The organism is Comamonas sp. E6 (genome assembly GCF_001010305.1).
GTDB classification, from domain to species: Bacteria; Pseudomonadota; Gammaproteobacteria; order Burkholderiales; family Burkholderiaceae_C; genus Comamonas; species Comamonas thiooxydans.
This window is the reverse complement of sequence record NZ_BBXH01000010.1, coordinates 21,684-47,184: the sequence shown is the minus strand read 5'-3', so window position 1 is coordinate 47,184 and position 25,501 is coordinate 21,684. Positions and strand designations below refer to the sequence as shown.

Here is a 25,501-nt window from a genome sequence, read left to right as displayed (position 1 = left end):
AAAAAGAGGAATTCACCAATGAAGGATGCTTCAGAAGTGGATATCGACAGGATTGATCGAAAAATACTGGCAATTCTGCAAACCGATGGGCGTATCTCCAATCTGCGTCTGGCAGAGCAGGTGGCGCTGTCGCCCACGGCCGTACAGGCCCGTGTGGCCCGGCTTACGCGCGATGGTTACATCCTGGGCTACGAAGCGCGGCTGAACCCGCAGAAGCTGGGCGTGGGCATGACGGTATTTGTTGAGGTGCTGCTGGACCGCACCACGCCCCATGTGTTTGACGAATTCAAGGCCGCCGTGCTGGCTTACCCGGCCATCATGGAGTGCCATATGGTGGCAGGGGGGTTTGACTATCTGCTTAAGACCCGCATGGCCGATATGGCGGCCTACCGTGACTTCGCGGGCCGGGTGCTGTGGCAGCTTCCGGGCGTGCGCGAGACCAGAACCTATGCGGTGATGGAGGAGATCAAGGATGATGCGCGGCTGCCTCTGTAGGAGAAAAGCGCGTTTGAATGAAGAGTTCAGGATTCTGTATCTGCGTTGACGCAGGCTAGCAACAACTGCTTTTTCAGGAATAGATGGGCCGCAAAAAACATGTAAATAATTGATACACACAGAGGTGGTTGCTGCAGTGAAGGCTGCGGCACAAGCTGTGCAGTTTTTCTCGATTAATGACCAAAAAGCGGCATCTATGAGAGTCAATGCACCAGTGACACAGCGGGAGTACAGCTTTGATGAGCACGCGACTCTGATGTCCACCACGGACACGGAGAGCTACATCAAATATGCCAATCAGGCGTTCATGGAGGTCAGCGGCTTCGAGCCGCAAGAGATCCTCGGCCAGACGCACAATCTGGTGCGCCACCCGGACATGCCCCCGGCCGCCTTTGCCGACATGTGGGCCACCCTCAAAAGCGGCGAGCCCTGGAGCGCACTGGTCAAGAACCGGCGCAAGAACGGGGACCACTACTGGGTTCGGGCCAATGCCATTCCCATCATCCGCAATGACAAGCCCAAGGGCTATATGTCGGTGCGTACCCAGCCTGAGCGCAAAGAGGTCGAGGCGGCGCAAAAGCTGTATGAGTCCATGCACGACAAGGGCGGTTCAGCCCCCGAACTGCACAAAGGCATAGTCTCCAAGAAAGGGCTGGGGAAGCTGCTGTCGATCTGGCGGCACATGGGGGTGCGCCGGCGCATTCGCCTGAACGCGCTGGCCTTGTGGGGCGCCCTGGTGCTTGGGGCCTGGCTGCTGGCTCAAAGCCAGATGCAGTTCCTGTCGATGGCGGCCTTCATGACGGTGGCCCTGATGGTGATGACGCTGTTGCTCGAGAGTCAGTTCGCCACGCCGCTGGAGCTGCTCAAGCGTCAGTCGCTGAACGTGGCAACCGGCAACAACCGGCAGACGGAATACTTGCAGCGCTCGGATGAAATCGGCACCACGCTGCGCACGGTCAACCAGATCGGTCTCATGTTCCGCTGGCTGGTGGACGATGTGAACCAGCAGGCGCTCAATGTTCAGCAGGCCTGTAACGAAATCGAGCAGGGCAACAGCTATCTGCACGGGCAGACGGAGCAACTGGCGGTGAATGTGGCCCAGACCTCGGCCTCCATGGAGCAAATCACGGCCCGGGTTCAGTCCAGCGCCGATACGGCGCAAAAAGCCGGCGTGCTGGCCAGCGAAGCCAGCGCGGCGGCCTTGCGCGGGGGCCAGTCCATGGATCAGATCGTCTCCACCATGGAGTCGATCACGGCCAACTCCCGCCGCATTGCCGACATCGTCGGCGTGATTGACAGCATTGCCTTTCAAACCAATTTGCTGGCGCTGAATGCGGCCGTGGAGGCTGCCCGCGCGGGCGAGCATGGCAGGGGGTTTGCCGTCGTTGCCGGCGAGGTGCGAGCCCTGGCGCAGCGCAGCGCCGATGCGGCCAAGGAGATCAAGGCGCTGATTCAGGCCAGCACGGCCACCATCGAGGCCGGCTCTCTGGTGGTCAGCGATGCGGGGAGCAATATCGGCGACATCGTCTCCCAGGCGCGCAGCGTGGCGGACTTCATTGCCGAGATCAGCAAGGCCACGCGAGAACAAAGCGAGGAGATCAGCCAGGTCGGGAAGTCGGTGGCGGACATGGACTATCTGACGCAGCAGAACGCGCAGCTGGTGACCCAGGGGGCGCAGGCTTCCAGCAGCATGCAATGGCAGGTGAAGAATCTTGTGGAAGCGATTGGTGTGTTTCGATAGCTGACGAGTCGCAAAAGGTTGAGACGGCATGGCCGCTATCGCTGCAATGAGCGGGCTGCCGTCCTTCCTGATGAGCGAGGTGTGGGCGAGCCGATCATGGCAGACGCCTCAGCCCCAGAGCTGTGGCTTGTTCACCATCAAATAATAGGTGCCGGCCATGGCCACAAAGGCGGGATAGCCCAGGGCCTCCCAGCGCAACTGGTATTGCCGAAAAAGCGGCGGCAGGGCCTGGCTCTGGCTATGCGCCAGGGTCGCCATCGCCGCCATGCGGATCTGCAGCCAGACCACGGGCAGCCAGCAGATGCCGGCCAGCGCATACAGGCCGAGCGAAAGCGCGAGCCAGGGAGTGGTGAGCGGCCAGCCTGCGAGATAGGCCATGGCAATGCCCGTGACCGGCTGAATGAAGACGCAGGGAGTAGTGAACCACCAGTCGGCCCGCACCACAAGGCGGCTGACCACTGCCTGGGCGGCGACCGAGCCGCTGCGGTTGGCAAAGAACATGTAGAAGGCCGAGCCGAGGCCGGTGCCGACCAGCAGCACGCTGGAGAGGATGTGCAGTGTCTTGAGCAACAGATAGGTATTCATGATTCAAGCCTGTTGTACGAGTTGTCTGTTTGCAGCAAGAACCACAGCATGGCGGCGATGGGCAGGTTCTTGAGCAGCGGCCCCAGAGGGTGCAGCCACAGCGTGGGCTGAAGAGCCGTGCCGATCACGGTCATGGCCGTCATCAGCAGCAGGGCGCTCAGGTAGATGGCGCGGCCGGGGCGCAGCAGCAAGCCCAGACCCAGAGCCAAATCGGCCAGCAGGCCGGACCAGATGAGCAGTGCCTGCCAGCGTGCATCGCCAATGCCGCCCTGGTCCAGCAAGCGGGCACCTTCGTGGTTGAGCCCCGAGAGTCCGAAATAGTCCAGTGCGCTGACCAAAGCCGTGCCCAGCCAGACGACGACCAGACTCGCGTGCATGAATTGGGCAGCTTGCTTCTGCGGGTTGGGTCTGCTGCCGTTTTGCAACTCAGGCATGGCGGCGGCCTTCCTTGGGCAAGGTGGCCAGCATGGCATCCGGAGCCACGGGGGGGCGCCCCAGCAGCGAGGCCAGGGTCTGAGGATCGGTAACGTTGTCGTTTTCCAGCAAGGCCATGGTTTCGCTGCACCAGGGCAGGGCTGGTATCTGGTCGCCGACTCTGGCACTGCCCTTGCTCATCCAGTCGGGCAGGGCATGCACCGAAGCCGGGCCGTAACCCATCTGGGCGCGCAGGCTGGCGATAAAGGCCTCTGTCGAAAGTGGCAGGGGGCCGCCGATTTCGACGATACCTTCGCCGGTGTCCGATGTCGCCATATGCGCGAGCACTTCGGCAAGATCGCGCACGGCCACGGGCTGAATCTGGCTGCTGCGCATGAGTTCGGGCAGCAGCAGAACGGGCAGTCTGGCCAGGTTCAGGAACAACTGGCTGCTGGCACCGCCCGCGCCAAAGATGATGCTGGGGCGCACGACAACGGGATGGAGCCCGCCTTGTCTGCCCAGCGCCAGCAGATGTTCGTCGGCCGCGCGCTTGGTGCTTGCGTACTGGGTGCCGCTCTGGCCGGCACCCAGAGCCGAGACCTGAACCACGCGGCGCACGCCGGCCTGGGCGCAGGCATCAAACAGCGCAATGGGAGCAAGAGAGTGCAGGGTCTGCAGATCCTGACCGGGCTTGTCGCGCAGAGCGCCGACGGCATTGATGACGGCATCGATGCCCTGCAGATGCTCAAGCCATGCCTCGGCCGTGGTGCAGCCGCCAAAGTCCACAGGCGGCTGGCTGTGGCGGCTGCGCACCACGGGGTCGTGGTCCAGCAGGGCCAGCGCATTCACGATATGTCGGCCCAGAAAGCCTGTGCCGCCGCAGATCAGAACTCGCATACGCTACTCCTTTGCAATTTTCTGCCTTGACAGAATTCAGTTCGGCTTCAATCGTTGCCGCCATCCTTGCCTCGGACAAAGCGCTGGACGCTGGCGCCAAGGCGCAGGATCTTGTCCAGCGTGGCTGGAGACAGGCGCAGCATTTCGTCGGTCCAGATACCCAGCGAATCCATGAGGCGCAGCGTCTCGTGCACGCGGTCCTGGGCATCGGGCGTTTCCTGCTCGAATTCGGGCTGGGCGATCAATTCGCGCAGCAGTGCGCTGGTGGGGTCGAACTCGCGCTGCTTGCGCTCTCGCACAATGGTGCGCAGCAGCTCCCAGACATCGGCCGAGGTCTCGAAATACTCGCGCCGGTCGCCGCTCTTGCGGCTGCTGCGAATCAGGTTCCAGTTCAGCAGCTCCTTGAGGCTGTTGCTGACGTTGGAGCGTGCCGCGCCCAGGGTTTCGCAGATTTCGTCGGCATTGAGGGGACGGCCATGAAAGAACAGCAGTGCATGAATTTGCGCCACCGTGCGGTTCACGCCCCAGGCGTTGCCCATATCTCCCCAGTGGTGCACAAAGCGTTCAGCGATAGGACTCAGTTGCATGAGGTGAAGTGTGGTCTTGCTTGAAATTTCTGTCAATACAGAAATTTATATTCGTGCGAATGCCCGAACGGGCTCCACAAGGTGTTTGTGCAGGCTGTGCGCATAGGGAGCATGGCGGCAAGCAATTTTCTTGCAATGAAGAAATTTCGCATCGACCTGGTCGCTGCGTCGCTACTCGTAAAATAGCCGCATTACAGGGGCATGGAGCCCCGTCAGGGAAGGGAGAGTTCATGACCGCTGCATCCGTCCTGCGTGCCGCCTTGGTTCTGTCGGCCTGTGCTGGGGCCCAGGTCGCATCGGCTGCCTGCTATTTTGTCTATGCACCCAATAACGAACTGATCTATCGCTCCAATGTGGCGCCGGTTGACCTGTCTCTGCCCCTGCATCAGACGGTGTCGCAACTCGCCCCCGGAGCCCGCATGTTTTTTTCGCTCGACGAGTACAACTGTGCCACCGAGGTCAACCTGATCGCCGAGCGCGCCCAGATTGCTGCGGCGCGCAATAGCCGCGAGCGCCGGCTGCGTGAAGAGCAACGCTTCTGATTGCATAGCTGTCAGACAAGAGTCGGCGGCACATTGGGGCTTGATTTTGCCTTGCAGAAGGCCTATCGGCTGGGCGCTTGATATGGGCGCCCATGCAGTTTTTTGCCGTGGTCGGCTCTCGGGTATGGGGTGGCCTGAGACAATCGGGCACCATGAGTGAATCCCGCGACAACAAAATTCCCGAAAACCTGCCCGAAGTCCCGTCTGATGCCCCGGCGCTGCCCGAGGGCTGGCTGGAAGTGCTGTCCATGGACATGGATGCCCAGGGCGTAGCCCGCAAGCCCGACGGCAAGGTGGTCTTCATCGACGGCGCCCTGACCGGTGAAATCGTCAGCGCCAACACCCATCGCAAGAAGAACAACTGGGAAGCGGCCACGCTGACTGAAATCCACCGCGAATCCTCGCAACGCGTGACGCCCGGCTGCCCTAATTTCGGGCTGCATGCCGGCGCCTGCGGTGGCTGCAAGATGCAGCATCTGCATGTGGCGGCCCAGGTCGCCATCAAGCAGCGTGTACTGGAGGACAACCTCTGGCATCTGGCCAAGGTCAAGCCTGAGACGCTGCTGCGCCCCATCGAAGGCCCGGCCTGGGGCTATCGCTTTCGCTCGCGCCTGTCGGTGCGCTATGTGGCCAAGAAGGGCAAGGTGCTGGTGGGCTTCCACGAGCGCAAGAGCCGCTACATCGCCGACATGGAGGTCTGCAAGATTTTGCCGCCCCATGTGGACGCCATGCTCATGCCCATGCGCGCACTGATCGCCAGCATGGATGCGCGCGAAACCTGTCCTCAGATCGAAGTGGCTTGCGGTGACCATGTCACTGCCCTGGTGCTGCGTCATCTGGAGCCTCTGTCGGATGCCGACAAGCAGCGCCTGCGCGACTTTGCTGCCGAGCAGAACGTCCAGTGGTGGCTGCAGCCCAAGGGGCCGGATACTGTGCACCTGATGGAAGAAGGCGGCACACAGCTGTCCTATGGTCTGCCGGACTTCGGCATCACCATGCCGTTCAAGCCCACCGACTTCACCCAGGTCAATCCGCATATCAACCGTGTGCTGGTCACGCGCTCGCTGCGTCTGCTGGATGCGAAAAAGGACGAACGCGTCATCGACTGGTTCTGCGGTCTTGGCAACTTCACGCTGCCCATTGCCACCATGGCGCGCGAGGTGCTGGGCATCGAAGGCTCGGAAACCCTGGTCAAGCGCTCGCACGAGAACTACGCGGGCAACAATGCCACTCGCAGCGAAGACGACAAGCTGGCTCCCACCAGCTTCGTGGCGCGCAATCTGTTCGAGATGACGCCTGCCATGCTGATTGCCGACGGCAACTCCGACAAGTGGCTGGTCGATCCTCCGCGTGAAGGGGCGTTTGCCCTGTCCAAGGCACTGGCCGATATTCACCAGATCCGCATCGGTGCCAAGCAGACCGGTGTGGCCAGCGAACAGCAGCCCGATTTGCTGCCTCCGCTGCCCGAGGGGCAGGAAAGCTGGCAGTTCCCCAAGCGCATTGTCTATGTGAGCTGCAACCCGGCCACGCTGGCGCGTGATGCAGGCTTGCTGGTGCACCAGGCCGGCTATCGCTGCGTGGCAGCAGGTGTGGTGAACATGTTCCCGCATACGGCGCATGTGGAATCCATGGCCGTTTTCGAGCGCGCATAAGCGAGCATGACCTGAACTGCGCCTGCGCGGCGCAGTTCAGCCGCCAAGGGACGTATCCAGAATCATCATCAGCACAAAGCCCAGCATGAGTCCCGTGGTGGCCCAGGCTTCATGGCCCTTGCGGTGGGATTCCGGAATGATCTCGTGGCTGATGACAAACAGCATGGCACCGGCTGCAAAGCCCAGGCCCCAGGGCAGCAGCATGGTGGAGCTGCTGACCACGATGGCGCCGATCACGGCGCCCAGAGGCTCGATCAACCCTGTCAGTGCGCCCAGCACTACCGCAAAGCCTCGGGTATAGCCGGCAGCCAGCAAAGAGGCTGCGACGACAAAACCCTCGGGCACGTCCTGTATGGCAATGCCCAGCGTCAGCGAGCTGGCGCGCAGACCCTCGTTGGCGGCATAGCCCACGCCGATGGCCAGACCTTCGGGCAGGTTGTGAAGGGTGATGGCAATCACAAACAGCCAGGTGCGTCGCAACTGGCGGGCATGGTTGCCTTCGCGGCCTTTGATGAAGTGCTCGTGCGGCAGCAGACGGTCCATGGCCAGCAGAGCGGCACCGCCGAGCAAAATGGCGATGCCGATCATGGCGCCGCCCAGCCATTCGCTGCTCCCGCTCGGGGTGGCCGCCCTGGCGGCTTCCAGTCCGGGCAGAATCAATGAAAAGGCGCAGGCAGCCAGCATGACGCCTGCGCCAAAGCCGAATAGAGTGTCCTGCGTGCGCTCCGATGGATGTTGGGTCAGCAGCACAGGCAAAGCGCCCAGCGCCGTTGCCAGCGCCGCCACGCTGCCGCCCAGCAGTGCATTCAGTGCTGCGGGATTGCTCTGCAGCTGCTTCCAGACCATGGATGCAAGCACCAGAGCCCCAGCTGCGGAGATCAGCAGCCCGAGCCGGGTTCTGAGCGGCAGGGGCGATTGGCTTGAAGATGCGCTCTGCAGTCCGTCCGGGCCCATGGTTCAGCTCCTGACAGCCTGGGTGGCGGCAGCGAAGCGGCGTGCCACTTCGTTCCAGTCCACCACGTTGTAGAAAGCAGCGATGTATTCGGGACGGCGATTCTGGTATTTCAGGTAATAGGCGTGTTCCCAGACATCCAGGGTCAGGATTGGTGTGTTGCCGCTGCCAATGCCAGGCATCAGAGGGCTGTCCTGATTGGCGCTGCTCTCCACATGCAGCTTGCCGCTGCGGTCCACGCTGAGCCAGGCCCAGCCGCTGCCGAAGCGACTGATGGCGGCCTTGGTGAACTCGGTCTTGAAGTTCTCGAAGCCGCCCAGGTCCCTGTCAATGGCTGTCGCAAGAGCGCCCTGCGGCAGGCCGCCCCCTTTGGGAGACATGACTTGCCAGAACAAGCTGTGATTGGCATGGCCGCCGCCATTGTTGCGCACGGCCTGGCGAAGCGGCTGAGGCAGCGATTCGATCTTGACGAGCAGATCGTCCAGCGGCCATTGCGCGTATTCGCTGCCTTCGAGCGCCGTGTTGAGGTTGTTGACATAGGTCTGGTGATGCCTGGAGTAGTGAATCTCCATGGTTTGCGCATCGATATGCGGCTCCAGCGCCGCGTAGTCGTAGGCCAGTGGGGGCAGGGTGTAGCTCATGAGTAAAAGCCTTGGCAGTGAGAGAAGGGAGTCAGTGCAGTGATGCATGCACGAACTCGAAGCTGGCAAGGCGAGAGTGCCTGTTGCTGGCGGGGTGAACGACAAGATGGGCGGGTGCTGGGGTGCCGGCACCGGAGGAGGTATGGGGCCGTGCTGCCGCGTGCTCAGCCTGCGCGGCCAGGAGCTGCGGTAAATGACGGTATATCGCTAGACTCAGGGACCGGCTGGTGGAGTCCTGCTGCAGAAATGGCATCAGGGCTTGCTGTGCCTCATGCAGGCATTCAAATGCAGCTCCTGCCCGGTCCGCTTCGAAGAGAGCATCTGCCAGATTCAGGTGAGCAACGACATAAGCGGCGATACGGTCATCGTCGGCAATATCGCCGGACTCCGCGACCAGCAACTGCAAGCCAAGCTGTTGTACATGTCGGTAGTGTCCAAGTGCTGAGAGATGGCGATGCTCCAGCGTTGCGGCCAGCGCCGTGCGGGTGTGCCGCTTCCATGCGGACAGCAAATCTGCAGCCCAGGTTTTTCCTGTGCCGTGGCTCATGGAGCACCCTCGATGCAGGCTTGGGCAGCAACGACCTTTCCGTTCTCTCCCGATGGGTGAATGCGAACCACCCGCAAGGCGGTCGGCTGATCCACCAGCAAGCAGGTCTTGCCGGTGCGCTTGCAGTGATCCTTCACGCGCCAGTAGGCTCCATCGCTGATGCAACCTGTCTGGCAAATCACCAGGTCGGCGGCGTGCAGACTGTCTTCCAGTAGCTGCTGCTCGGACAAGGCCTGGGTGTCGGTATCCTCAACCAAAGGCCAGTCGATGCCGGACACTGTCTGTTCAGCTGTGGGTTGAGGTGTTTCCCGCAGCAGATCCAGTGCCATCGCCTGGGCCAGGGCGTGGCGCTGCTCACGCTCCCAGGCAAGAGCGCTGTCGCGGACAATGACCTTGGCCCTGAGCTGTACGAGCTGCTGCTGGAGTGCTTCGACTTCCCGTGCCAGCGACTGCATCTGTGCCGTGCAGCGGGTCTGCACTTCCGTATAGGTCAGCATGAGGGCCTCATGCTCAAGGCGTATTTGGTTGAAGTCATCATCTGGCACGGCAGTCTTGTCCCCATGGTTGAGAGCACAACAGAACTTGTCGCTGGGATGCGCGTATGTGCGGCTAAGAATGGAATCAATAGTCAATGAATATAAATGAGAATTGTTTGTATTCAAAGTCCGTAAAAGAAATATGACATCCGAAAAGCTTGGCGTGAGAGATGTCGAGCATGAAAAAGGCCGTAGCAGTGTTGCTACGGCCTGTGCGGGCGTTGGCTGGCACTGGCCCGGAACTCATAATCCGGGCCTGGCACAAGCGACTTCAGCTGCGGTTGCGACTGGGGCTGTTTTCTGGCTCCGCAGTGCTGCGCTTTTCGGCTGAGCTCTGACCCAGTACGGAAGGTACGCCTTCGATCTTGTTGGAGCGCATGTATTCATCCATGTCCTTCCAGCCCGCAAACACAAGCGCCTTGGGCGCCTTGGGGTTGAGGACGTAGCAATCCTCCAGCCCGCGCATGGCATGCCTACAGGCACCGCCAATGGCCTTGGCTTCGGACTCGCGCGCCACGGTGCGTGGGTCTGGACCCAGGCCCGGAATGTCTTCAATCTTGCAGCCTGCCAGTACCAGAGGCAGCAGGGCAATGGCAAGTGCGCGGGGAAGGTGGTTTGGCTTCATCTTGTCTGCTTATCGGCAGCGGCAGTCGGAAATTTAGGCCATGACTGAAATATCCATCAATGCGATGACCGCGCTTGACGTCAAGGTTACCGGAAACAAAAAGGAGTGCGCAAGGCACTCCTTTTTGCTTGGGTGGTGGCGAGGTTTAGTCGCGGTCGCCGCCCATAATACCCAGCAGGGCCAGCAGGCTCTGGAACACGTTGAACAGGTCCAGATACAGGGCCAGGGTGGCGCTGATGTAGTTGGTCTCGCCGCCGTCGATGATCTGCTTGAGGTCATACAGCATGTAGGCGGAGAAGATGCCGATGGCCAGCATGGAGATGGCCATCATGCCTGCCGTGGAACCCACGAAGACATTGATGATGGCGCCTACCATCAGCACCAGAGCACCCACGAACAGGAACTTGCCCATACCCGACAGGTCGCGCTTGATCACGGTGGCCAGCATGGCCATCACGAAGAACACGCCAGCGGTACCGGCAAAGGCCGTCATGATCAGTTGGGTGCCGTTGGAGAAGCCCAGAATCATGCCGATCAGGCGCGATAGCATCAGGCCCATGAAGAAGGTGAAGGCCAGCAGCACGGGCACGCCAGCGGCGCTGTGCTTGGTCTTTTCGATCGCGAACATGAAGCCGAAGGCGCCGACCATGAACACGATCAGGCCCACGCCGCCCGTCAGCGCGCGAGTCATGCCAGTGGCTACGCCCAGCCAAGCGCCCAGCACGGTGGGGATCAGGCTGAGTGCCAGCAGCCAGTAGGTATTGCGCAAGACACGGTTGCGCTCTTGCTGCGAGACACCGTAGCCCGCAGAGCCCAGTGTGGTGACTTGTTCGTTCATGTAGCCATTCCTCCTTCAGGAATTGTGGGTTGAAACATTGTCATTCTAGGTGGGGGTCTTGAGAAGCCTTTGCAATACCCCGTTGCAATGCGGCAGTTTTAGGATGGAATGTTTTTCACATCGCATCTACTTTTGCCTGCAAAGTACAGAATATGCTTGCTGCATTGACAATCCAACGGAGCTTTTTATCTCATGAAGACCAAGCACGAACTCGAACTGGCCGATGTGAAAGCCATCGCTGCGGCTGCCGAAGCTGAAGCACTGAAGAACAACTGGCCCGTGACGATCTCCATCGTGGACGACGGCGGCCATCTGCTGCTGTTGCAGCGTATGGATGGTGCTGCTCCCATCTCTTCGCATATCGCCCCCGCCAAGGCTCGCTCTGCAGCCGTGGGCCGCAAGGACACCAAGGCTTTTGAAGACATGATCAACAATGGCCGTACCGCTTTCCTGAGCGCTCCGTTTGTGGACGGCCTGCTCGAAGGCGGCGTGGCCATCGTCAAGGACGGTCAGGTGCTGGGCGCTGTGGGTGTCTCGGGTGTGAAGGCCAACGAAGACGCACAGGTTGCCAAGGCCGGCATCGCAGCCCTGGGCCTGTAATGGCTTGATTTCTGCCGCTGCGGTGGCAGAGTCCAAAACAAAACCCCTGCCGCTGATGCGCGCAGGGGTTTTGTTTTGGCGGGTTGCGAATGAGGAAAAAACGCGTGGCTATGTGAAGTGTGAGCACAAGAGAGGGCAGGTGCTCTACAACGACTATGGCTGGCGAATCGACACTTGCGGTGTCGCCCCACGATGAAACGGTTTATTTGGTCAGAATGAGCTTGCCCAGCTTGGTGGCCTGCAGGCGATAGGGCGTGCCGTTGTGCAAGATGGTGACGGCTTTCTGACCGTTGAGCAGCAGGGCGCTGTCCAGACCCAAGCTGGAGCCGGCAGCGGCTGAGGGGGTTGCAGCAGCCATGGAGGGGGTGCTACGGTTGTTGGGCTGTGAGGTCGCAACAAGCGGTGCAGACATGCCGTGATTCCTTAAGATCAAAAACTGGTGTAATGATAACAATTCTCAATTGAAAAGCAAGTGATACTTAATCTCATTCGCAAAAAAATGCGATTTATTTTCAAGTGAGATCTGTCCAGCCGCATCTGAGGACTTTTGCCTGCGGTCCATCAGCAGTTTGTGCCTGTGCCGGGCGGCTTGAATGCTGTTTTGATGCAGGTTCCACAATAAAAAAAACGGCCCCTGAGGGCCGTTTTTTGCAAGCATGGGCTTATTTGGATGGGTCGGTCACAAAGCCTATTTTCTTGACGCCAGCGCGCTGGGCGGCGGCCATGGCCTGGGCCACGCGCTCGTAGCGCACTTCCTTGTCGCCGCGGATATGCAGGTCGGGCTGCGGCTCCTTGACGGCCTCGGTCTGAAGATTGGTCTCCAGTTGCTCGTCACTGATTTCCTGGCCGTTCCAGGAGTATTTACCATCGGCCGTGATGCCCAGCTGCACGGTGGCAGGCTTGGTGTCCTCGGGCTGGTTGGTGGCGCGGGGCAGGTCCACGTTGACCGAGTGTTTCATCACGGGCACGGTGATGATGAAGATGATGAGCAGAACCAGCATGACGTCCACCAGAGGCGTCATATTGATCTCGTTCATCACATCATCGCTGTCCCCATCGTCCATGGTTCCGAATGACATGGCTTAGGCGCCTTTCTTCAGGGGCAGCACATTGCCAGAGACCTGGCCGTCCACGGAAACGCGGGCGCCGGTCACGAAGTAGGCGTGCACGTCGTGGGCGAAGCTGTTGAGGGCGTTCAAAATGCCCTTGTTGCCACGTACCAGAGCGTTATAGCCCAGCACGGCGGGGATGGCGACGGCCAGGCCCAGGGCGGTCATGATCAGCGCTTCGCCGATGGGGCCGGCCACCTTGTCGATGGATGACTGGCCGGACATGCCGATGGCCACCAGAGCGTGGTAGATGCCCCAGACGGTGCCGAACAGGCCGATGAAGGGGGCGGTCGAGCCCACGGAGGCCAGAATGGCCAGGCCGGATTGCAGGCGGGCCGTGAATTCGTTGATGCCGTTGCGCAGGCAGCGGGTCACCCAGTCGCTGATGTCCAGCGTGTCATGCAGGTGGACGCTGGTCTTGCGGTGGTGGGCGGAGGCTTCACGGCCTTCGAGCACCATGAAGCGGAAGGGGTTCTGCTTGTCGTCACCCAGCTTTTCCAGGCCGGTGGCCAGATCGGGGCTGTGCCAGAAGTCCTGCGCCTGGGTGGCGAATTTCTTGAATTTCACAATATCCAGCGCCTTGAGAATGATGACCAGCCAAGAGGCCACCGACATGACCAGCAAGATGATGGCCACGCCTTTGGTCACGAAGTCGCCCTGTGTCCAGACGTGGGCAATGCCGAATTGGGATTCCATGGGTACTCCTGAGAACTGCAGATTTATTTGAGAACAAAGTTGATGGGCACGATGTGCCACATGGGTTCGGCCACGCCGTTGCGCTTGCCGGGGACAAACTTCCACTGGCGCACGGTGTTGACGGCGGCGTCATCCAGGCGGTCAAACCCGCTGGACTGCTTGATTTCGATTTTCTCGGGCTGGCCCTGCTCGTTGATATAGACGCGCAGCAGCACCTTGCCTTGTTCACCCATGCGCTTGCTGACCGAAGGATAAGCGGGAGCTGGGTTGTTCAGATAGGCAGCATTACTTGATGGCTGCTCGATCTTGGGCGGAGCTGGTGGTGCGGGAGGCGCAGGCGGAGCCGGAGGTGCCGGGGGCGCGGGTGGTGCCGGCGGTGTCTTGTCCGGTTTGCTGTCGCTGTCTTCCAATGCCCCCTGAGGTGCAGCCGGTGCCTGTGTCGGGTCCTTGATGGCCTTGGGCAGCGGAGCCTTCTTGACCTCGGGCTTGGGCTGCGGTTTGGTCTCGGGCTTGGGCGCTGGCGCCGGAGGCTTGGGTGGAGAGGGAGGGGCCGGCGGGGCAGGTTCGGCAGCCGGCGGTGCCACAAACTGGGCAATCACGCTGGCGGGAATCACTATCTCTGGCGGCTTTTGCTGTGCCAGGCCATGCTGCATGGCCCACAGGGCGGCAGCGTGCACGACAACCACAGCACCAGCAACTGCCATATTGCGGCTCGGGCCGCTGGCAGGTGCAAATCGATCAGACTGGGACATAAGAACGAGAAGAGCAACCAGCGCAGGCTGGGATCAGAATGGAAAAGCGCTGGTCAACCGGCAATAGCAGGCACAGGAAGCAGGGCACGCAGACAGGATCGCATCATTCACGCAGGATCCACCAGGTGCATACCATCACGAGAATCAGACTGCCAAAGACGGCTGAGAGGACGGAGAGGTGGGCCATGCTTTGCTTTCCAGAATATTGGTGGCAAGCTGAACCGTCTGCACCGATGCGCAGGATTGCGCTTCGTTGTGGATGGCCGCGATCGGATGGCTTGCACTGCACTGGGCGACGACATCACGTGCGCAGCCTTCGCAGCGCCCGCATTGTGTGGCAACACCCAATTCAAACTGGATTTCGTCAAAGCTCATCCCCGCATGCGCGTGGCGTGCTATTTCTCGGTCAGAAACCCGGCGGCATACACAGACGATCATGGCTACAGGCAGTTGTTGCTGGCTATTGATGTAATAGGCGGAGTATAAATGAGAATCCATCGCATTTGCAATGCATGCCGCCAAATTACGCACAATCAGCAAGTGGTTAAAAGCCGAGGCCCGATCTGATCGAGGCTGGCGCAGCCGGTCTGGGCCATGGCCAGCTCCAGCTCGGCGCGCAATAGATACAGCATATGTGCCACCCCCAGCATGCCGGCCACCGCCAGGGCATGCATTTGCGGCCGGCCCAGCAGTACGGCACTGGCACCCAGGGCGATGGCCTTGAGCACATCGGTGCCCTGGCGCACGCCGCCATCCATCAGCAGCGGAATATGGACAGGCGTGGCCGCGCGAATGGCAGGCAGCACTTCGAGGGGGGAGACGGCGGTGTCCAGCACTCGCCCGCCATGGTTGGAGACCACGATGGCATCGGCCCCCAGTTCCACGGCTTGCGCGGCGGCGCGGGCCGAGAGCAGACCTTTGATGATCAGCGGCAACCGGGTTTGCTGACGCAGCCAGACCAGGTCGTCCCAGGTGGGCGCGCCTCGGGCCAACTCGCTGCCGAACAGAATGTGCTCGCTCATCAGATCGCCGGTCTGCCGTTGCTGGGGCATGCCACGCAGATTGACGGCCTCCACGCCTGGCGGCAGCGGGTAGCTGGAGCGCTTGATATGGGCGTCCACCGTCCAGACCAGGGCCTGATAACCGGCATCTTCGGCGCGGCGAATCAGCTGCAGCGTGTGCTCGCGCGTTGGCTGCTGGTAGAGCTGGAACCACAGCGGGCCGCTGCGCCCCAGTTCCTGCGCTGCAGCTTGCGCGGCCTGGGCGATTTCTTCGAGCGTGCAACTGGATAGAGTGCTGACCACCATGCCGGTGCGCATGGCCATGGCCGCGCGCGCCGTGGCGAGCTCGCCTTCGGGATGCGCCAGCTGTTGATAGGCAACTGGTGCCAGCAGCAGCGGCCAGTCCAGACTCTGGCCCAGCAGGCTTTGCCGCGTATGCGCGGCCGACAGATCGGCCAGCGGCTCAGGACAGAGACGGATGCGGTCGAAGGCCTGGCGGTTGTGGGCCAGAGTCAGACCCTGGTCCGCACCGCTTTCCAGGTGGGCCCAGGCCTGAGCCTCCATATGCTCGCGGGCCAGCCGGGCGTAGTCCGCCAGGGAGCCTATCTGCGCGGAAATCTGCGTCAGTGGCGGTTTGACGGGCTGGCCAGCGGCATTCAAAGGTTCAACAGTCATAAATCAAGCCGGTTGGATGGGGGCGAGGCAGCAAAGCAGGCGCAGTGTAGGGGGGGGGAGACAGCCGGCGAGGGCTACCCAGCAGCGCAGGCTGTCGTCTCCCAGGAAGCTAGCTTTCAGACCACATGCGCAAGAGATTGTGATAAGTACCCGAGAGGGCGGCGATGCGCGGATGCTCGGGCTGCTCTTGCGTGAGTTGCTGAATGCTCTGGTCCAGATCAAACAGCAGACGGCGCTGCTCCGCCGACTTGACCAGGCTGTGCGTCCAGAAGAACGAGGCATAGCGCGTGCCGCGCGTCACGGGGTTGACGCGGTGCAAGCTGGTGCCGGGGTAGACGATGGCATCGCCGGCCGCGAGCTTCACGCTTTGCTGGCCGAAAGTGTCTTCCACCATCAGCTCGCCGCCTTCGTATTCGTCGGGATCGCTGAAGAACACCGTGGTGGAGACATCGGTTCTGACCTTGATGGCCGTGCCCGGAATGGTGAAGAAGGCGTTGTCGATATGGTTGCCATAAGTGCCTCCACCCTCATAGCGATTGAAGCGCGGCGGCAGGACCTTGAGCGGCAGGGCTGCCGACATGAACAGCGGGTTGCGGCCCAGCCGGTCCAGGATCAGATCGCCTATCTGCTGGCCGGTCTTGCTGTCCAGCGGCAGCTGCAGATTGCTCTTGACCTGAGCGGCCACGTGGCCGGCCGTGGTCTTTCCGTCCTGCCAGCTGGCGGCTTCCAGCGCCTGACGGCAGTGGCGTACTTCATCGGGGGTGAGCAGGCAGGGGATGCGTAGCAACATGGCGGGAGTGAGGCGATATCTATTTGTTGATGATCCGGGTTACATCATTAACCATAGCTGGTAGCGCTTGATGTCTATAGCTTTCAATGATTTATTGGGTTGAAAACATTTATGGAAAGGCACTATCAGCTATGGTTTTGATGGCGAAGATCAGGCTTTGCGAGCCAGCGACAATGCGCTTGATCCGCCAAGTGTGCATGTAAAAAGCCCCGCTGGCATCAGGAGCCTGCGGGGCTTTGAGGCATGGTTTGCAGCCAGGCTGCGCCAGATCAAGCGCAGGCAGGACTGTCATTGCTCCTGTCAGTACATGAATTAGTACGTGAACTTGAGCGAAGCCACGGCCGAGCGGCCGGCGCCCATATTGGCGTAATGAGGCGAGCGCACGCCGGTGTAGTACACCTTGTTGCCCAGGTTGTAGACGTTCAGCTGGAAGCTCAGGTTCTTGTCGATCTGGTAGGCCATCATCGCGTCATAACGGGCATAGCCGGAAGCACCCTTGGTCACGATGCCCCCCTTGCCTTGAATGTAGCTGGCAGCAACGTCGCTCTGAGCATAGATACCCAGACCCAAGGTCAGCTTGGCCATGGGCTTGTAGCTGGTCCACAGGCTGAAGCTGTGCTTGGGCGTGTTGTAGAAGGGCAGGCCATTGCGAACATCGTCCTTGCCCATGTTCTTGAACTCGCTATCCATAAAGGTATAGCCGCCGAACACGCTCAGATTGGACAGGATCTGGCCGGTAAAGCCCAGTTCGATGCCATTGACTTCCTTGTTGCCGCCCATGTACGTGCCGGTTGCATCGCTGATGCGCACATTGGTCACTTCATTGCGGAAGACTGCGGCAGTCAGGTTCAGCTTCTTGTCCAGCAGGTCCCACTTGGTGCCCAGTTCGATGGACTTGGTCTTTTCCGGCTTCAGGCTGATCAGCGCATCGGTGGTTGTGGTCAGGTCCTCGCTGCCGTTGCCCAGAGTCGAGCCACCGGGGCGAGAAGAGGTACCGATGTTGGCGTAGATGCTGCCATTGGATGCAGGCTTGTAGACCACACCCAGCTGGTAGTTGAACATCGTATCGCTACGGCTCAGGTCATACGCCGGGTAGGCGCTGGCGCCACGGCCGCCGGCAGGGCCGGAGGCGTTGAGCTTGTAGTGGTCCACGCGCAGACCGGCATTCACCAGCCATTGCTCGTTGAGCTTCAGAGTATCAAAGCCGTAGACGGCAATGGTGTCGATTTTGTTGACGGTGGATTGCGCAGGCAGTGACCAGGCAAAGTTCCAGGGGGCATTGGCGCCGCTGGGGTTGCTCAAAGTGGTGCACCAAGGATCGGAAACGCCTGTGCAGGTGCCACCACTCTGGATGGCGCCCGAGCTGCCGTCAGCCTTTTCCTTGGACAGTTCCAGACCGAAGGCATAGCTGTGGCCGATGGAGCCGGTCTGTTCCTTGCCGGTAAATTCGGTCACGTTCTGCAGTGTGGTGGTGTCATAGACGCGGTAGTTGCCGCGGCGCCAGACATAGCCATTTATGGCATTGCCCTTGGAGTCGTCGGGCTGGGTCCAGACGTAGTCCTGCTTGGTCTTGCTATAGCGCAGGCTGTTGCGGATCTTGTTGGTGTCAGTGAACTTGTGCGTGACCGAAGCAGTGAACAGATCGCTCTTTTCCTTCTCGAAATCACGGTTGTGCAGGCCGTACCAGTTGGCACGGTCGTTGCCATAGGTGGGACGCACGGTGCTGCCGCCGGGCAGGGTGGCCATGGCGGCATTGCTGTACAGATAAGGCACGCCGCCGTCGGGGGTATTGTCGGTCTGCAGATGCTGCCAGGACAGGGTCACTTCGGTGGCTGTGCCCATGCCGAAAGTCACGGTGGGGGCAATGCCCCAGCGCTTGTTGTCAGGACCGTTGCGGCCGGGAACGTCGGCACTGTGGCCCATGGCGTTCAGGCGAATGCCGGTGGTCTCGTTGATCTTGCGGTTGATGTCCAGCGTGCCGCGCAGATAGTTGTCGGTGCCCAGGCCCACGTCGCCGGAGATGAAGTTCTCGTTCTTGGCCTTCTTGGTGGAGATATTGATGGAGCCACCAGCGCCGCCACGACCGGCATAGGCCGAGTCGGCGCCCTTGATGACTTCCACGGCTTCGACGTTGAACAGTTCGCGGGTGCCGGAGGCGATGTCACGCATGCCGTCCACAAAGGTGCTGGATTGGGCATCCATGCCGCGAATGAAAGGCTGGTCGCCGGTGGGGTTGCCGCCTTCGCCGTTGCCGAAGGTGATGCCGGGGGTGGAGCGCAGAGCGTCTTGCAGGCTGGTGGCGCCGGTCTGCTTGATGATCTCTTCATTGATGACCTGAACGGTCTTGGGTGTGTCCAGCAGGGGAGCGGTGAACTTGCCTTGAGGGCTGGCTTCGGTCTTGAAGCTGGACTCGGCAGCGGCTTCCACATTCACGGTGGACAAGGTGGTTTCCTGCTGAGCCATCGCGCTGGCGCCAATCAGGCACAGGCCTGCGGCAATCACGATTTGCTTGAGCTCGCAGCGCAAGCCGTTGGAGTCGGTCGGGGTCAGATGGTTGTTGGACATGCTTTTGATGAAGAGTCGATTTTTTGAAAAAGCGTGCGGATTCTAGGTGATATTGATAATAATTCTCGATACCATTCAATAATGAGTATCGGCAATCTACGTTTTGTTGCAGTGAGGCAACAGATTGTTGAGTGGAGGGCGTGCAGCGGATCGCCGGAATCGGTCGAGCCACGGGTTTGCTGAGCTGGCAAAAGCCCTGGGCGCGAGGGCGCTTTGTTTACGTCAAGTAAAGTAAATAAAAGTGAGATGCATTTAGAATTTGCGCAACTAGAATGCCGCCTTGCTGCGCAAGCAAGGACTGGCCTTGTGGCGCTATGTCCCAAAGGTCGGCTCGGCCCGGCCCGGCGGCAACGCAATCCCAGAAAGTTCTGAATGACCGCGGCTTCCTCCAACGCCCCGCAGCGGGCGTACTGGCTCAAAAAATTACATGAGTGGCACTGGATCAGCTCCGCCATCTGCCTGATCGGCATGCTGCTGTTTGCCGTGACGGGATTCACCTTGAATCACGCCGGGCAGATCGAGTCCAAGCCCAAGGTCGAATCGCGTGATGCGCAACTGCCCCCGGATCTGCTCGAAAAACTGCAACAAGCCCAGAAGCAGGGCGTGGAAGCGGCGGACAAGAATGCCGTGGGCTTGCCTGCCGAGGTGGATGGCTGGCTGGCTCAGCAGATCAAGGTCAGTGCCAAGGATTTTGCCGTGGAGTGGAGCGAAGACGAGGCCTATGTGCCCATGCCGCGCCCGGGTGGCGATGCCTGGCTGCGTGTGGACCTGAAGGAGGGCTCGGTCGAGTACGAGAAGACCGACCGGGGCTGGATCTCCTACCTCAACGACTTGCACAAGGGGCGCAATACGGGCGGAGCCTGGAGCCTGTTCATAGACGTCTTTGCGATTGGCTGCCTGGTGTTCTGCATCACGGGTCTGCTGATCCTGAAGATGCATGCGCAGCGCCGCCCCATGACCTGGCCCATGGTGGGCCTGGGTCTGGTGCTGCCCGCCTTGCTGGTGTTGCTGCTCGTGCATTGAGCCCAAGAATTTTGTGAAGGAAGAAAAAATGGCGAAGCGGATTTTCAAGACCACGGTGGCGCTGAGCGCCGTGGTGGGCCTGCCGGCAATCGCGGGCGGCATGAATGTGGCTGTGACCGTGCCCCAGTTGCAGGTGGCCGAATACCACAAGCCCTATGTCGCCGTGTGGCTGGAAAAGGCCGACGGCGGTGTGGCTGCCAATCTGTCCGTCTGGTATGACGTGAAGATGAAGAATGCCGAGGGCACCAAGTGGCTCAAGGACATGCGCCAGTGGTGGCGTCGTACCGGCCGCGAGCTGAGCTTTCCCATCGATGGTGTGACCCAGCCGACCAAGCCCGTGGGCACCCATGCGCTGTCTTTTGCGGAAGGCAAGAACCCGCTGCCCCAACTGGCTCCCGGCCAGTACAAGCTGATGGTGGAAGCCGCGCGTGAAGTCGGTGGCCGCGAACTGGTGTCCATTCCCTTCGAGTGGCCCGTCAAGCAGGCCACCAGCCTGAGCGCCAATGGCAGTACCGAGCTGGGCGCGATCAAGCTGGAATTGAAGCCTTGATCACCCCCTGAGGCGCTGCGCGCCTTCCCCCTCTCTGCTTCGCGGAGGGGGACAACACCTTCGCTGCGAGGCGGCTCTTGCTTGGTGTTCCTGGCTTGGGCCTCGCCTCATTTTCGGATTTGTCACCCTTTCTGTTTTCAAGGACCTGATATGAAGTTCCAAACTCGTGCCATCGTCGCTGCAACTCTGGCTCTGGCTGCCCTGGGCGCCCAGGCACATGATCTGTGGTTCAAGCCTTCCAGCACCGTGCTGTCCAAGTCCGACTGGGTGACGGTGGATGCGGCCGTGTCCAACGATGTGTTCTTCTTCAACCACCGTCCGCTGGGTCTGGAAGCCGTCAAGGTGACCGCACCCGATGGCGCGGCCGTGGAAATGAAGAATGTCGCCAAGGGCGAGTTGCGCAGCATGTTCGACTTCAAGCCAGAAAAGACCGGTACCTACCGCGTCACCATGCTGATGACCGGCGTGATGGGCGGCTACAAGGATGCCAACGGCCAGCCCAAGCGCCTGCGCGGTTCGGTGGAGGAAGTGCTCAAGCAGATTCCTGCCGATGCCAAGGAAGTGCGCGTGACCGAGAATCTGCGCCGCATGGAAACCTTTGTGTCTCTGGGCAAGCCTTCGGCGCTGGCGCTGACCGGCAAGGGTCTGGAGCTCAAGCCCGTGACCCACCCCAATGACCTGGTGGCCAGCGAAGAGGCGACTTTCGAATTCCATCTTGACGGCAAGCCCGCTGCGGATCTGGAGCTGGAGCTGGTGGCCGACGGTATTCGCTATCGCGACGGTGTGGACGCCATGAAGCTCAAGACCGATGCCAAGGGTCAGGTCAAGATCAAGTTCCCCCGTGCAGGTCTGTTCTGGCTGAATGCCGATGCCACGGACAAGAAGACCAGCATTGCCAAGGCAACGGAGCGCCGCCTGGGCTATATCGCGACTCTGGAAGTCCTGCCTTAAGCGTTGGCGCTTGATGGACTGAATACGCGCGCCCGCTACGGGCGCGTCGTTGTTTTCGCTGCTGTTTTCGTCTTTGTCTGGATGCCCATGCCCACCCCCCCCCGCGTACGCTTTGATGCCAGTCTCTGGCAACTGCCCTCGTCGGCGGCACAGAGTCAGGCTCGTCCCCGGACGCCGGCGCTGGACTTTGGCGTGCAGCGCTGGAGACCTGCAAGTCTGCAGCACCAGCAGGACGGGCGCATTCACCGCCTGTCCGGCCAGACCATGGGCACGCACTGGTCGCTGCGCCTGGTCAATCCTGATTACCTGCCCACGGAGCCGGTGCAGGCCCTGCTGGAGCAGGTGTTTGAGGATGTCATTGCCCAGATGAGCAACTGGGAGGCGGATTCGCTGATCACCCGGTTCAATCGTTCAAGACCCGGTGAAACGCATGTAGTGCCGGCGGAGTTCGCACATGTTCTGGAAGCGGCCTTGCATTGGGCAAGGCTTTCAGGCGCGGCGATAGACCCCGGCATGGGAGCGCTGGTTTCGCTATGGGGGTTCGGGCCGCGTCAGAACCCGCTGCAGCCGCATTCAGGGCAGGCACCGGCCGGCGAGGAGATCGAGCGCTTGCTGAAGACCAGCGGCCATGGCCATCTGCGCTGGAATGCACAGACCCGGCAGTTGCAGCAGAGCGGTGGTCTGGAGCTGGATTTTTGCGGCATTGCCAAGGGCTTTGCCGTGGATTGGGCGGTGCAAAAGCTGCAGGCGGCTGGCTGGGCTGCGGGCATGTTCGAAATCGGCGGTGAGCTGCGCAGCTGGGGGGCGCGCCCTGATGGGCGGCCCTGGCAGGTGCAACTGGGCACGGGCGGTTCTGTCGAGGCCGAGTCGCTGGTCGTGGCCTGCAGGGAGGGTGCATTTGCCACCTCGGGCGATTTCTGGCATCAGTTCACGCAGGCTGGCAGGCGCTATTCGCACACGCTGGATCCGCGCACGGGCTGGCCGGTGACGCATGATCTGGCCAGCGTGACCGTGTTCCATGAGGAATGCATGCACGCCGATGCGCTGGCCACCGTGCTCACGGTGCTGGGTCCGCAGCAAGGCATGGACTTTGCCCGCCAACATGAGATTGCGGCTGTGCTCACATCGCATCTCGCCTCCGGTGGCAATGAGGCCTGCAGACAGGTGCTCAAGACACCGGCCTGGATCAACCAATTTGAGGCATGACAGTGGAATGGATTTTGACGCCCGAGCGCATTTATGGGGCTATGGGTTTGGTAGCCGCCTACGCAGGCATGTGCTGGGGTATTGGCACCAAGGTACGCAAGCAGCGCCTGGCCGATGAGGCCGAGAGCAATGCCTCGCAGGGCGATGCCGCTGCGCCTGCCGTCCTGGTCGCCTATGCCAGCCAGACGGGGCAGGCCGAGGCGCTGGCACGCGCCACGGGCAAGATGCTGGTCGACGGCGGTCTGCAGGTGCGTCTGCTGCCCGTGGAAAAACTGACGGCCGTGCTGCTGCAGCAATTTGAGCACAGCCTGTGGCTGCTATCCACTACAGGCGAGGGCGATGCGCCCGACCATGCGCTGGGCTTTGTGCAGCAGCTCATGGCCACGCAGCCTGCGCTGATCCAGCACCAAAGCCTGGTGCTGGCGCTGGGTGATCGTGAATATCAGGAGTTCTGTGCGTTTGGTGTGAAAGTGCATGAGTGGTTGCAGACCAGCGGCGCGCGCAGCGATCTGGTCTGCGTGGACAATATGGATGCCTCGAGCTTGCAGAGCTGGCAGACCCAGGTCGCTCAGATGCGACAGGACTTGCTGGGCGAGTCTGCGCCCGCTCAGAAACTGGACTCGGACTGGTTGCAGGCGCCGGTCAGCATGCCTTTTGTGCTCAGTCGGCGGCGTTTGCTCAATCCCGGCAGCCAGGGCGGGGCGCTATACCTGCTGGAGTGGACGCCGCAGTCCGGCGAGCTGCCGCGCTGGGAGTCGGGCGATCTGGTGTCTCTGTGCGTGCCTGCCGACCCTGAGCGCGCGCGCGACTACTCGATCGCCTCGATCACGGCCGACGGCAGCCTGCAACTGCTGGTGCGAGAGAGCACGCGTGCCGATGGTTCGCCAGGCCTTGCGTCGCACTGGTTGTGCTGTGGCATGGCCGAGGGAGATGTGCTGCCGTTGACCTTGCGCGAGCACCGCGGCTTCAGGCTCGGTGACAACGCCGGGCGGCCGCTGATTCTGATCGGCAATGGCTCGGGCCTGGCGGGCCTTCTCAGCCATATCAAGGCGCGTGTGCAGCAAGAGCTAAGTGATCAATGGCTGTTGTTCGGAGAGCGCAGTCCACAACATGACGCGCTATTTGCCGATCAACTGGGCGCATGGCTCAGGCAAGGCCGACTGGCACGGCTGGATCAGGCCTGGTCGCGCAACGGCAAGGATTCGCGCTATGTGCAGGATTTGTTGCGCAGTCATGCAGAGGAAGTCCGGCAATGGGTGGAGCGTGGTGCGGCCATCTATGTTTGCGGCAGCCTGAACGGCATGGGTCAAGGCGTGCATCTGACGCTGCAGGCCATTCTGGGCGAGGCCAAGGTGACCGAGCTGTTGGGCTCGGGCCGCTACCGACGCGATGTGTACTGAGCACGTCCAGGCGGGGGGATGGCAGCAGGCCCTGTCACCGTCTTGGAGCAGGACTGCACCGCATCCTATAGGTGCCGCACCGCTCGGACATCGGGCAGGACGGATCAGAGGGCGTCTTCACCCGGTCGATGTGGCCGATCCTGGAGGGCCTGCTTGCGGTCTTCGGCGGACATGGCATGTGCCGCAGACAGCAGTTCTGCGGATCGTATGAGGTGCTGCCTTCCATCCGCATTGCACCTGCGATACCCGTGAAGGAGGCGGAGTTCATCGTCTGACAAAGCCTCTGCAGGGTGAACTGCCGGTGTGCGGTGTCCTGCCAGCACATACAACAGGTCCACTCCGTGTGCGCTCAGCGCGGTCATCTGAAAGCCATCCGGCGCTGTCTTGCCGGATTCCCAGGAAAAAAGAGTTTGCTTCGTAGTGCCAGCAAGTGCAGCGAAGGCTGGCTGGCTCATGCCCAGCCGGTTTCTTTCTTCGCGCAGCCGTTCCCCTAGGGTCATAAAAATTTGTCCAAGGTGTATTGCATGGGAAAGAAATCTTTCCCATAATTCGCCAAAAGCACGACGACGTGCTTTAACCTAAATAATTAGGCGAAAGGCTACCAGATGCATCCCGAGCAAATCAAAGCGGCGCTGCGCATGAAAGGCATTTCCCCCACGGCATTGGCGTCCGAAATGCGCGTGGCCAACAGCAGCGTGTCGCAAGTCATCAGCGGTCGTGCGGTATCGGCCCGCATTCGACAGCGCATTGCAGAAATCACAGGCATGCCCGTCGACATGCTCTGGCCGTCTGTCAACGAGCGCCATGCACTGCACAGCACACGCCCAGAAGGAGCGGGCGCGCGTATCGCAAGGGAGGCTCCATGAGTCGCACGGCGTGCCGCAATCACACGGCCCTGCGCGGCAGGAGAGGCGTTCAATGAGCTTTGGAATTGCAGCACTGATTTTCTTGGCCGGTCTCCTCTGCGGATGTCTCATGGGCATTGCCGGCGTCGTGACGGCTTTGGACGGTTACTGAGGGACAGCGCTCAAGCTTGTGCACCTCCCATGGCCGGGGCTGCCGGGGAGGCGTTCGCCGCACCGAGACCCGAACGTGCGCACGCGTCTCCATGCCTGTGGAGCCCATGTCCTG

The 25,501-nt window shown here is 61.0% G+C and carries 32 protein-coding genes; 11 read left to right on the top strand and 21 right to left on the bottom strand.

Annotated features, from left to right (window positions below; genetic code table 11):
- Window positions 1-18: 18 nt before the first annotated feature.
- Window positions 19-495: an Lrp/AsnC ligand binding domain-containing protein gene (locus CSE6_RS09635; protein WP_059440413.1), complete on the top strand. Its 477-nt coding sequence runs from the start codon at window positions 19-21 to the stop codon at window positions 493-495.
- A 196-nt stretch (window positions 496-691) separates the two neighbouring features.
- Complete coding sequence (locus CSE6_RS09630) at window positions 692-2,236, top strand: PAS domain-containing methyl-accepting chemotaxis protein (protein ID WP_059440412.1); 1,545 nt, start codon at window positions 692-694, stop codon at window positions 2,234-2,236.
- A gap of 108 nt (window positions 2,237-2,344) precedes the next feature.
- Here CSE6_RS09630 and CSE6_RS09625 read toward each other — a convergent pair whose 3' ends face one another.
- The 4 genes from CSE6_RS09625 to CSE6_RS09610 are packed head-to-tail and all read right to left on the bottom strand — an operon-like array spanning window position 2,345 to window position 4,719.
- The gene (locus CSE6_RS09625) at window positions 2,345-2,821 is read right to left on the bottom strand and encodes a DUF2269 domain-containing protein (protein ID WP_012839001.1); all 477 of its coding nucleotides are present in this window, start codon (window positions 2,819-2,821) and stop codon (window positions 2,345-2,347) included.
- Window positions 2,818-3,255: a DoxX-like family protein gene (locus CSE6_RS09620; protein WP_059440411.1), complete on the bottom strand. Its 438-nt coding sequence runs from the start codon at window positions 3,253-3,255 to the stop codon at window positions 2,818-2,820. The genes CSE6_RS09625 and CSE6_RS09620 overlap by 4 nt, the downstream gene beginning before the upstream one ends.
- Entirely contained in the window at window positions 3,248-4,132 is an 885-nt protein-coding gene (locus tag CSE6_RS09615; RefSeq protein ID WP_059440410.1) for an NAD-dependent epimerase/dehydratase family protein, read from the bottom strand. Before CSE6_RS09615 ends, CSE6_RS09620 begins: the two co-directional genes overlap by 8 nt.
- A 47-nt stretch (window positions 4,133-4,179) precedes the next feature.
- Window positions 4,180-4,719, bottom strand: coding sequence for a GbsR/MarR family transcriptional regulator (locus CSE6_RS09610; protein ID WP_012838998.1), 540 nt, complete (start codon window positions 4,717-4,719; stop codon window positions 4,180-4,182).
- Between the two features lie 230 nt (window positions 4,720-4,949).
- Between CSE6_RS09610 and CSE6_RS09605 the strand changes: the two genes are divergently transcribed.
- Window positions 4,950-5,261 carry a hypothetical protein gene (locus CSE6_RS09605; RefSeq protein WP_012838997.1) on the top strand — a complete coding sequence of 104 codons (312 nt, stop codon included), beginning with the start codon at window positions 4,950-4,952 and terminating at the stop codon, window positions 5,259-5,261.
- Window positions 5,262-5,413: 152 nt separating this feature from the next.
- Window positions 5,414-6,913: a 23S rRNA (uracil(1939)-C(5))-methyltransferase RlmD gene (rlmD, locus tag CSE6_RS09600; protein ID WP_059440421.1), complete on the top strand. Its 1,500-nt coding sequence runs from the start codon at window positions 5,414-5,416 to the stop codon at window positions 6,911-6,913.
- 36 nt (window positions 6,914-6,949) lie between these two features.
- Here the strand turns inward: rlmD and CSE6_RS09595 are convergent, their stop codons facing one another.
- From CSE6_RS09595 to CSE6_RS09570, 6 genes are all read right to left on the bottom strand, one after another.
- Window positions 6,950-7,867 carry a ZIP family metal transporter gene (locus tag CSE6_RS09595; RefSeq protein ID WP_034392947.1) on the bottom strand — a complete coding sequence of 306 codons (918 nt, stop codon included), beginning with the start codon at window positions 7,865-7,867 and terminating at the stop codon, window positions 6,950-6,952.
- 3 nt (window positions 7,868-7,870) lie between these two features.
- Window positions 7,871-8,506: a superoxide dismutase gene (locus tag CSE6_RS09590; protein ID WP_059440409.1), complete on the bottom strand. Its 636-nt coding sequence runs from the start codon at window positions 8,504-8,506 to the stop codon at window positions 7,871-7,873.
- 31 nt (window positions 8,507-8,537) lie between these two features.
- Entirely contained in the window at window positions 8,538-9,053 is a 516-nt protein-coding gene (locus tag CSE6_RS26055) for a hypothetical protein (RefSeq protein ID WP_193751112.1), read from the bottom strand.
- Window positions 9,050-9,550, bottom strand: coding sequence for a DUF2325 domain-containing protein (locus CSE6_RS09580; protein ID WP_034358930.1), 501 nt, complete (start codon window positions 9,548-9,550; stop codon window positions 9,050-9,052). Before CSE6_RS09580 ends, CSE6_RS26055 begins: the two co-directional genes overlap by 4 nt.
- 310 nt (window positions 9,551-9,860) lie before the next feature.
- A complete protein-coding gene (locus tag CSE6_RS09575) occupies window positions 9,861-10,214 on the bottom strand; it encodes a hypothetical protein (RefSeq protein WP_034358922.1) in 354 nt (117 codons plus the stop codon).
- Between the two features lie 145 nt (window positions 10,215-10,359).
- Window positions 10,360-11,052, bottom strand: a complete 693-nt coding sequence (locus CSE6_RS09570) for a Bax inhibitor-1/YccA family protein (RefSeq protein WP_003053535.1) — start codon at window positions 11,050-11,052, stop codon at window positions 10,360-10,362.
- 192 nt (window positions 11,053-11,244) lie between these two features.
- Here CSE6_RS09570 and CSE6_RS09565 point away from each other — a divergent pair, with 192 nt between their 5' ends.
- Window positions 11,245-11,652 (top strand): heme-binding protein, encoded by a 408-nt coding sequence (locus CSE6_RS09565; protein ID WP_003053536.1) that lies wholly within the window; start codon window positions 11,245-11,247, stop codon window positions 11,650-11,652.
- Window positions 11,653-11,854: 202 nt separating this feature from the next.
- Here CSE6_RS09565 and CSE6_RS09560 read toward each other — a convergent pair whose 3' ends face one another.
- From CSE6_RS09560 to CSE6_RS09515, 10 genes are all read right to left on the bottom strand, one after another.
- Window positions 11,855-12,064 (bottom strand): hemin uptake protein HemP, encoded by a 210-nt coding sequence (locus CSE6_RS09560; protein ID WP_059440408.1) that lies wholly within the window; start codon window positions 12,062-12,064, stop codon window positions 11,855-11,857.
- Window positions 12,065-12,109: 45 nt separating this feature from the next.
- Entirely contained in the window at window positions 12,110-12,310 is a 201-nt protein-coding gene (locus CSE6_RS09555) for a hypothetical protein (protein ID WP_059440407.1), read from the bottom strand.
- Window positions 12,311-12,314: 4 nt separating this feature from the next.
- Window positions 12,315-12,731, bottom strand: coding sequence for a biopolymer transporter ExbD (locus CSE6_RS09550; RefSeq protein ID WP_034358920.1), 417 nt, complete (start codon window positions 12,729-12,731; stop codon window positions 12,315-12,317).
- Between the two features lie 3 nt (window positions 12,732-12,734).
- Entirely contained in the window at window positions 12,735-13,457 is a 723-nt protein-coding gene (locus CSE6_RS09545) for a MotA/TolQ/ExbB proton channel family protein (protein WP_003069935.1), read from the bottom strand.
- 23 nt (window positions 13,458-13,480) lie between these two features.
- Window positions 13,481-14,209: an energy transducer TonB gene (locus CSE6_RS09540; protein WP_059440406.1), complete on the bottom strand. Its 729-nt coding sequence runs from the start codon at window positions 14,207-14,209 to the stop codon at window positions 13,481-13,483.
- 144 nt (window positions 14,210-14,353) lie between these two features.
- Window positions 14,354-14,647 carry a bacterioferritin-associated ferredoxin gene (locus CSE6_RS09535; RefSeq protein ID WP_034358951.1) on the bottom strand — a complete coding sequence of 98 codons (294 nt, stop codon included), beginning with the start codon at window positions 14,645-14,647 and terminating at the stop codon, window positions 14,354-14,356.
- 95 nt (window positions 14,648-14,742) lie between these two features.
- The gene (locus tag CSE6_RS09530) at window positions 14,743-15,870 is read right to left on the bottom strand and encodes an alpha-hydroxy acid oxidase (protein ID WP_059440405.1); all 1,128 of its coding nucleotides are present in this window, start codon (window positions 15,868-15,870) and stop codon (window positions 14,743-14,745) included.
- A 124-nt stretch (window positions 15,871-15,994) separates the two neighbouring features.
- Entirely contained in the window at window positions 15,995-16,675 is a 681-nt protein-coding gene (locus tag CSE6_RS09525) for a Fe2+-dependent dioxygenase (RefSeq protein ID WP_034358914.1), read from the bottom strand.
- A 109-nt stretch (window positions 16,676-16,784) separates the two neighbouring features.
- Window positions 16,785-16,967, bottom strand: a complete 183-nt coding sequence (locus tag CSE6_RS26450; protein WP_059440404.1) for a hypothetical protein — start codon at window positions 16,965-16,967, stop codon at window positions 16,785-16,787.
- 20 nt (window positions 16,968-16,987) lie between these two features.
- Complete coding sequence (locus CSE6_RS09515) at window positions 16,988-19,240, bottom strand: TonB-dependent siderophore receptor (RefSeq protein ID WP_052052811.1); 2,253 nt, start codon at window positions 19,238-19,240, stop codon at window positions 16,988-16,990.
- 372 nt (window positions 19,241-19,612) lie between these two features.
- On the opposite strand from CSE6_RS09515, the gene CSE6_RS09510 reads away from it, so the two are divergent.
- The 5 genes from CSE6_RS09510 to CSE6_RS09490 all read left to right on the top strand — a co-directional run bounded on the left by CSE6_RS09510 (window position 19,613) and on the right by CSE6_RS09490 (window position 24,370).
- Complete coding sequence (locus tag CSE6_RS09510; RefSeq protein WP_034358910.1) at window positions 19,613-20,263, top strand: PepSY-associated TM helix domain-containing protein; 651 nt, start codon at window positions 19,613-19,615, stop codon at window positions 20,261-20,263.
- Between the two features lie 28 nt (window positions 20,264-20,291).
- The gene (locus CSE6_RS09505) at window positions 20,292-20,813 is read left to right on the top strand and encodes a DUF2271 domain-containing protein (RefSeq protein WP_012838986.1); all 522 of its coding nucleotides are present in this window, start codon (window positions 20,292-20,294) and stop codon (window positions 20,811-20,813) included.
- Between the two features lie 150 nt (window positions 20,814-20,963).
- The gene (locus tag CSE6_RS09500) at window positions 20,964-21,764 is read left to right on the top strand and encodes a DUF4198 domain-containing protein (RefSeq protein WP_003069955.1); all 801 of its coding nucleotides are present in this window, start codon (window positions 20,964-20,966) and stop codon (window positions 21,762-21,764) included.
- Window positions 21,765-21,851: 87 nt separating this feature from the next.
- A complete protein-coding gene (locus tag CSE6_RS09495; RefSeq protein ID WP_238585672.1) occupies window positions 21,852-22,970 on the top strand; it encodes an FAD:protein FMN transferase in 1,119 nt (372 codons plus the stop codon).
- Window positions 22,967-24,370, top strand: coding sequence for a sulfite reductase subunit alpha (locus tag CSE6_RS09490; RefSeq protein ID WP_059440403.1), 1,404 nt, complete (start codon window positions 22,967-22,969; stop codon window positions 24,368-24,370). Before CSE6_RS09495 ends, CSE6_RS09490 begins: the two co-directional genes overlap by 4 nt.
- A 104-nt stretch (window positions 24,371-24,474) precedes the next feature.
- On the opposite strand, the gene CSE6_RS09485 is transcribed toward CSE6_RS09490, so the two are convergent.
- Complete coding sequence (locus tag CSE6_RS09485) at window positions 24,475-24,870, bottom strand: helix-turn-helix domain-containing protein (RefSeq protein WP_072248304.1); 396 nt, start codon at window positions 24,868-24,870, stop codon at window positions 24,475-24,477.
- A 105-nt stretch (window positions 24,871-24,975) separates the two neighbouring features.
- Here CSE6_RS09485 and CSE6_RS09480 point away from each other — a divergent pair, with 105 nt between their 5' ends.
- On the top strand, window positions 24,976-25,236 hold the full coding sequence (locus CSE6_RS09480; RefSeq protein WP_059440402.1) for a helix-turn-helix domain-containing protein: 261 nt from the start codon (window positions 24,976-24,978) through the stop codon (window positions 25,234-25,236).
- Window positions 25,237-25,501: the final 265 nt, after the last annotated feature.

Excerpts from the sequence above, each read along its gene's own strand:
- CSE6_RS09480 (WP_059440402.1), top strand. The coding sequence starts at position 24,976 with ATGCATCCCGAGCAAATCAAAGCGGCGCTGCGCATGAAAGGCATTTCC.
- CSE6_RS09540 (WP_059440406.1), bottom strand. The coding sequence starts at position 14,209 with ATGTCCCAGTCTGATCGATTTGCACCTGCCAGCGGCCCGAGCCGCAAT.
- CSE6_RS09615 (WP_059440410.1), bottom strand. The coding sequence starts at position 4,132 with ATGCGAGTTCTGATCTGCGGCGGCACAGGCTTTCTGGGCCGACATATC.
- CSE6_RS09495 (WP_238585672.1), top strand. The coding sequence starts at position 21,852 with ATGCCCACCCCCCCCCGCGTACGCTTTGATGCCAGTCTCTGGCAACTG.
- CSE6_RS09595 (WP_034392947.1), bottom strand. The coding sequence starts at position 7,867 with ATGGGCCCGGACGGACTGCAGAGCGCATCTTCAAGCCAATCGCCCCTG.
- CSE6_RS09490 (WP_059440403.1), top strand. The coding sequence starts at position 22,967 with ATGACAGTGGAATGGATTTTGACGCCCGAGCGCATTTATGGGGCTATG.
- CSE6_RS09590 (WP_059440409.1), bottom strand. The coding sequence starts at position 8,506 with ATGAGCTACACCCTGCCCCCACTGGCCTACGACTACGCGGCGCTGGAG.
- CSE6_RS09500 (WP_003069955.1), top strand. The coding sequence starts at position 20,964 with ATGAAGTTCCAAACTCGTGCCATCGTCGCTGCAACTCTGGCTCTGGCT.
- CSE6_RS09610 (WP_012838998.1), bottom strand. The coding sequence starts at position 4,719 with ATGCAACTGAGTCCTATCGCTGAACGCTTTGTGCACCACTGGGGAGAT.
- CSE6_RS26055 (WP_193751112.1), bottom strand. The coding sequence starts at position 9,053 with ATGAGCCACGGCACAGGAAAAACCTGGGCTGCAGATTTGCTGTCCGCA.
- CSE6_RS09560 (WP_059440408.1), bottom strand. The coding sequence starts at position 12,064 with ATGTCTGCACCGCTTGTTGCGACCTCACAGCCCAACAACCGTAGCACC.
- CSE6_RS09620 (WP_059440411.1), bottom strand. The coding sequence starts at position 3,255 with ATGCCTGAGTTGCAAAACGGCAGCAGACCCAACCCGCAGAAGCAAGCT.
- CSE6_RS09485 (WP_072248304.1), bottom strand. The coding sequence starts at position 24,870 with ATGACCCTAGGGGAACGGCTGCGCGAAGAAAGAAACCGGCTGGGCATG.
- CSE6_RS09625 (WP_012839001.1), bottom strand. The coding sequence starts at position 2,821 with ATGAATACCTATCTGTTGCTCAAGACACTGCACATCCTCTCCAGCGTG.
- CSE6_RS09570 (WP_003053535.1), bottom strand. The coding sequence starts at position 11,052 with ATGAACGAACAAGTCACCACACTGGGCTCTGCGGGCTACGGTGTCTCG.
- CSE6_RS09605 (WP_012838997.1), top strand. The coding sequence starts at position 4,950 with ATGACCGCTGCATCCGTCCTGCGTGCCGCCTTGGTTCTGTCGGCCTGT.
- CSE6_RS09630 (WP_059440412.1), top strand. The coding sequence starts at position 692 with ATGAGAGTCAATGCACCAGTGACACAGCGGGAGTACAGCTTTGATGAG.
- CSE6_RS09510 (WP_034358910.1), top strand. The coding sequence starts at position 19,613 with ATGACCGCGGCTTCCTCCAACGCCCCGCAGCGGGCGTACTGGCTCAAA.
- CSE6_RS09535 (WP_034358951.1), bottom strand. The coding sequence starts at position 14,647 with ATGATCGTCTGTGTATGCCGCCGGGTTTCTGACCGAGAAATAGCACGC.
- CSE6_RS09580 (WP_034358930.1), bottom strand. The coding sequence starts at position 9,550 with ATGCTGACCTATACGGAAGTGCAGACCCGCTGCACGGCACAGATGCAG.
- CSE6_RS09545 (WP_003069935.1), bottom strand. The coding sequence starts at position 13,457 with ATGGAATCCCAATTCGGCATTGCCCACGTCTGGACACAGGGCGACTTC.
- CSE6_RS26450 (WP_059440404.1), bottom strand. The coding sequence starts at position 16,967 with ATGACAGTCCTGCCTGCGCTTGATCTGGCGCAGCCTGGCTGCAAACCA.
- CSE6_RS09555 (WP_059440407.1), bottom strand. The coding sequence starts at position 12,310 with ATGCTTGCAAAAAACGGCCCTCAGGGGCCGTTTTTTTTATTGTGGAAC.
- CSE6_RS09525 (WP_034358914.1), bottom strand. The coding sequence starts at position 16,675 with ATGTTGCTACGCATCCCCTGCCTGCTCACCCCCGATGAAGTACGCCAC.
- CSE6_RS09515 (WP_052052811.1), bottom strand. The coding sequence starts at position 19,240 with ATGTCCAACAACCATCTGACCCCGACCGACTCCAACGGCTTGCGCTGC.
- CSE6_RS09635 (WP_059440413.1), top strand. The coding sequence starts at position 19 with ATGAAGGATGCTTCAGAAGTGGATATCGACAGGATTGATCGAAAAATA.
- CSE6_RS09505 (WP_012838986.1), top strand. The coding sequence starts at position 20,292 with ATGGCGAAGCGGATTTTCAAGACCACGGTGGCGCTGAGCGCCGTGGTG.
- CSE6_RS09550 (WP_034358920.1), bottom strand. The coding sequence starts at position 12,731 with ATGTCATTCGGAACCATGGACGATGGGGACAGCGATGATGTGATGAAC.
- CSE6_RS09565 (WP_003053536.1), top strand. The coding sequence starts at position 11,245 with ATGAAGACCAAGCACGAACTCGAACTGGCCGATGTGAAAGCCATCGCT.
- rlmD (WP_059440421.1), top strand. The coding sequence starts at position 5,414 with ATGAGTGAATCCCGCGACAACAAAATTCCCGAAAACCTGCCCGAAGTC.
- CSE6_RS09575 (WP_034358922.1), bottom strand. The coding sequence starts at position 10,214 with ATGAAGCCAAACCACCTTCCCCGCGCACTTGCCATTGCCCTGCTGCCT.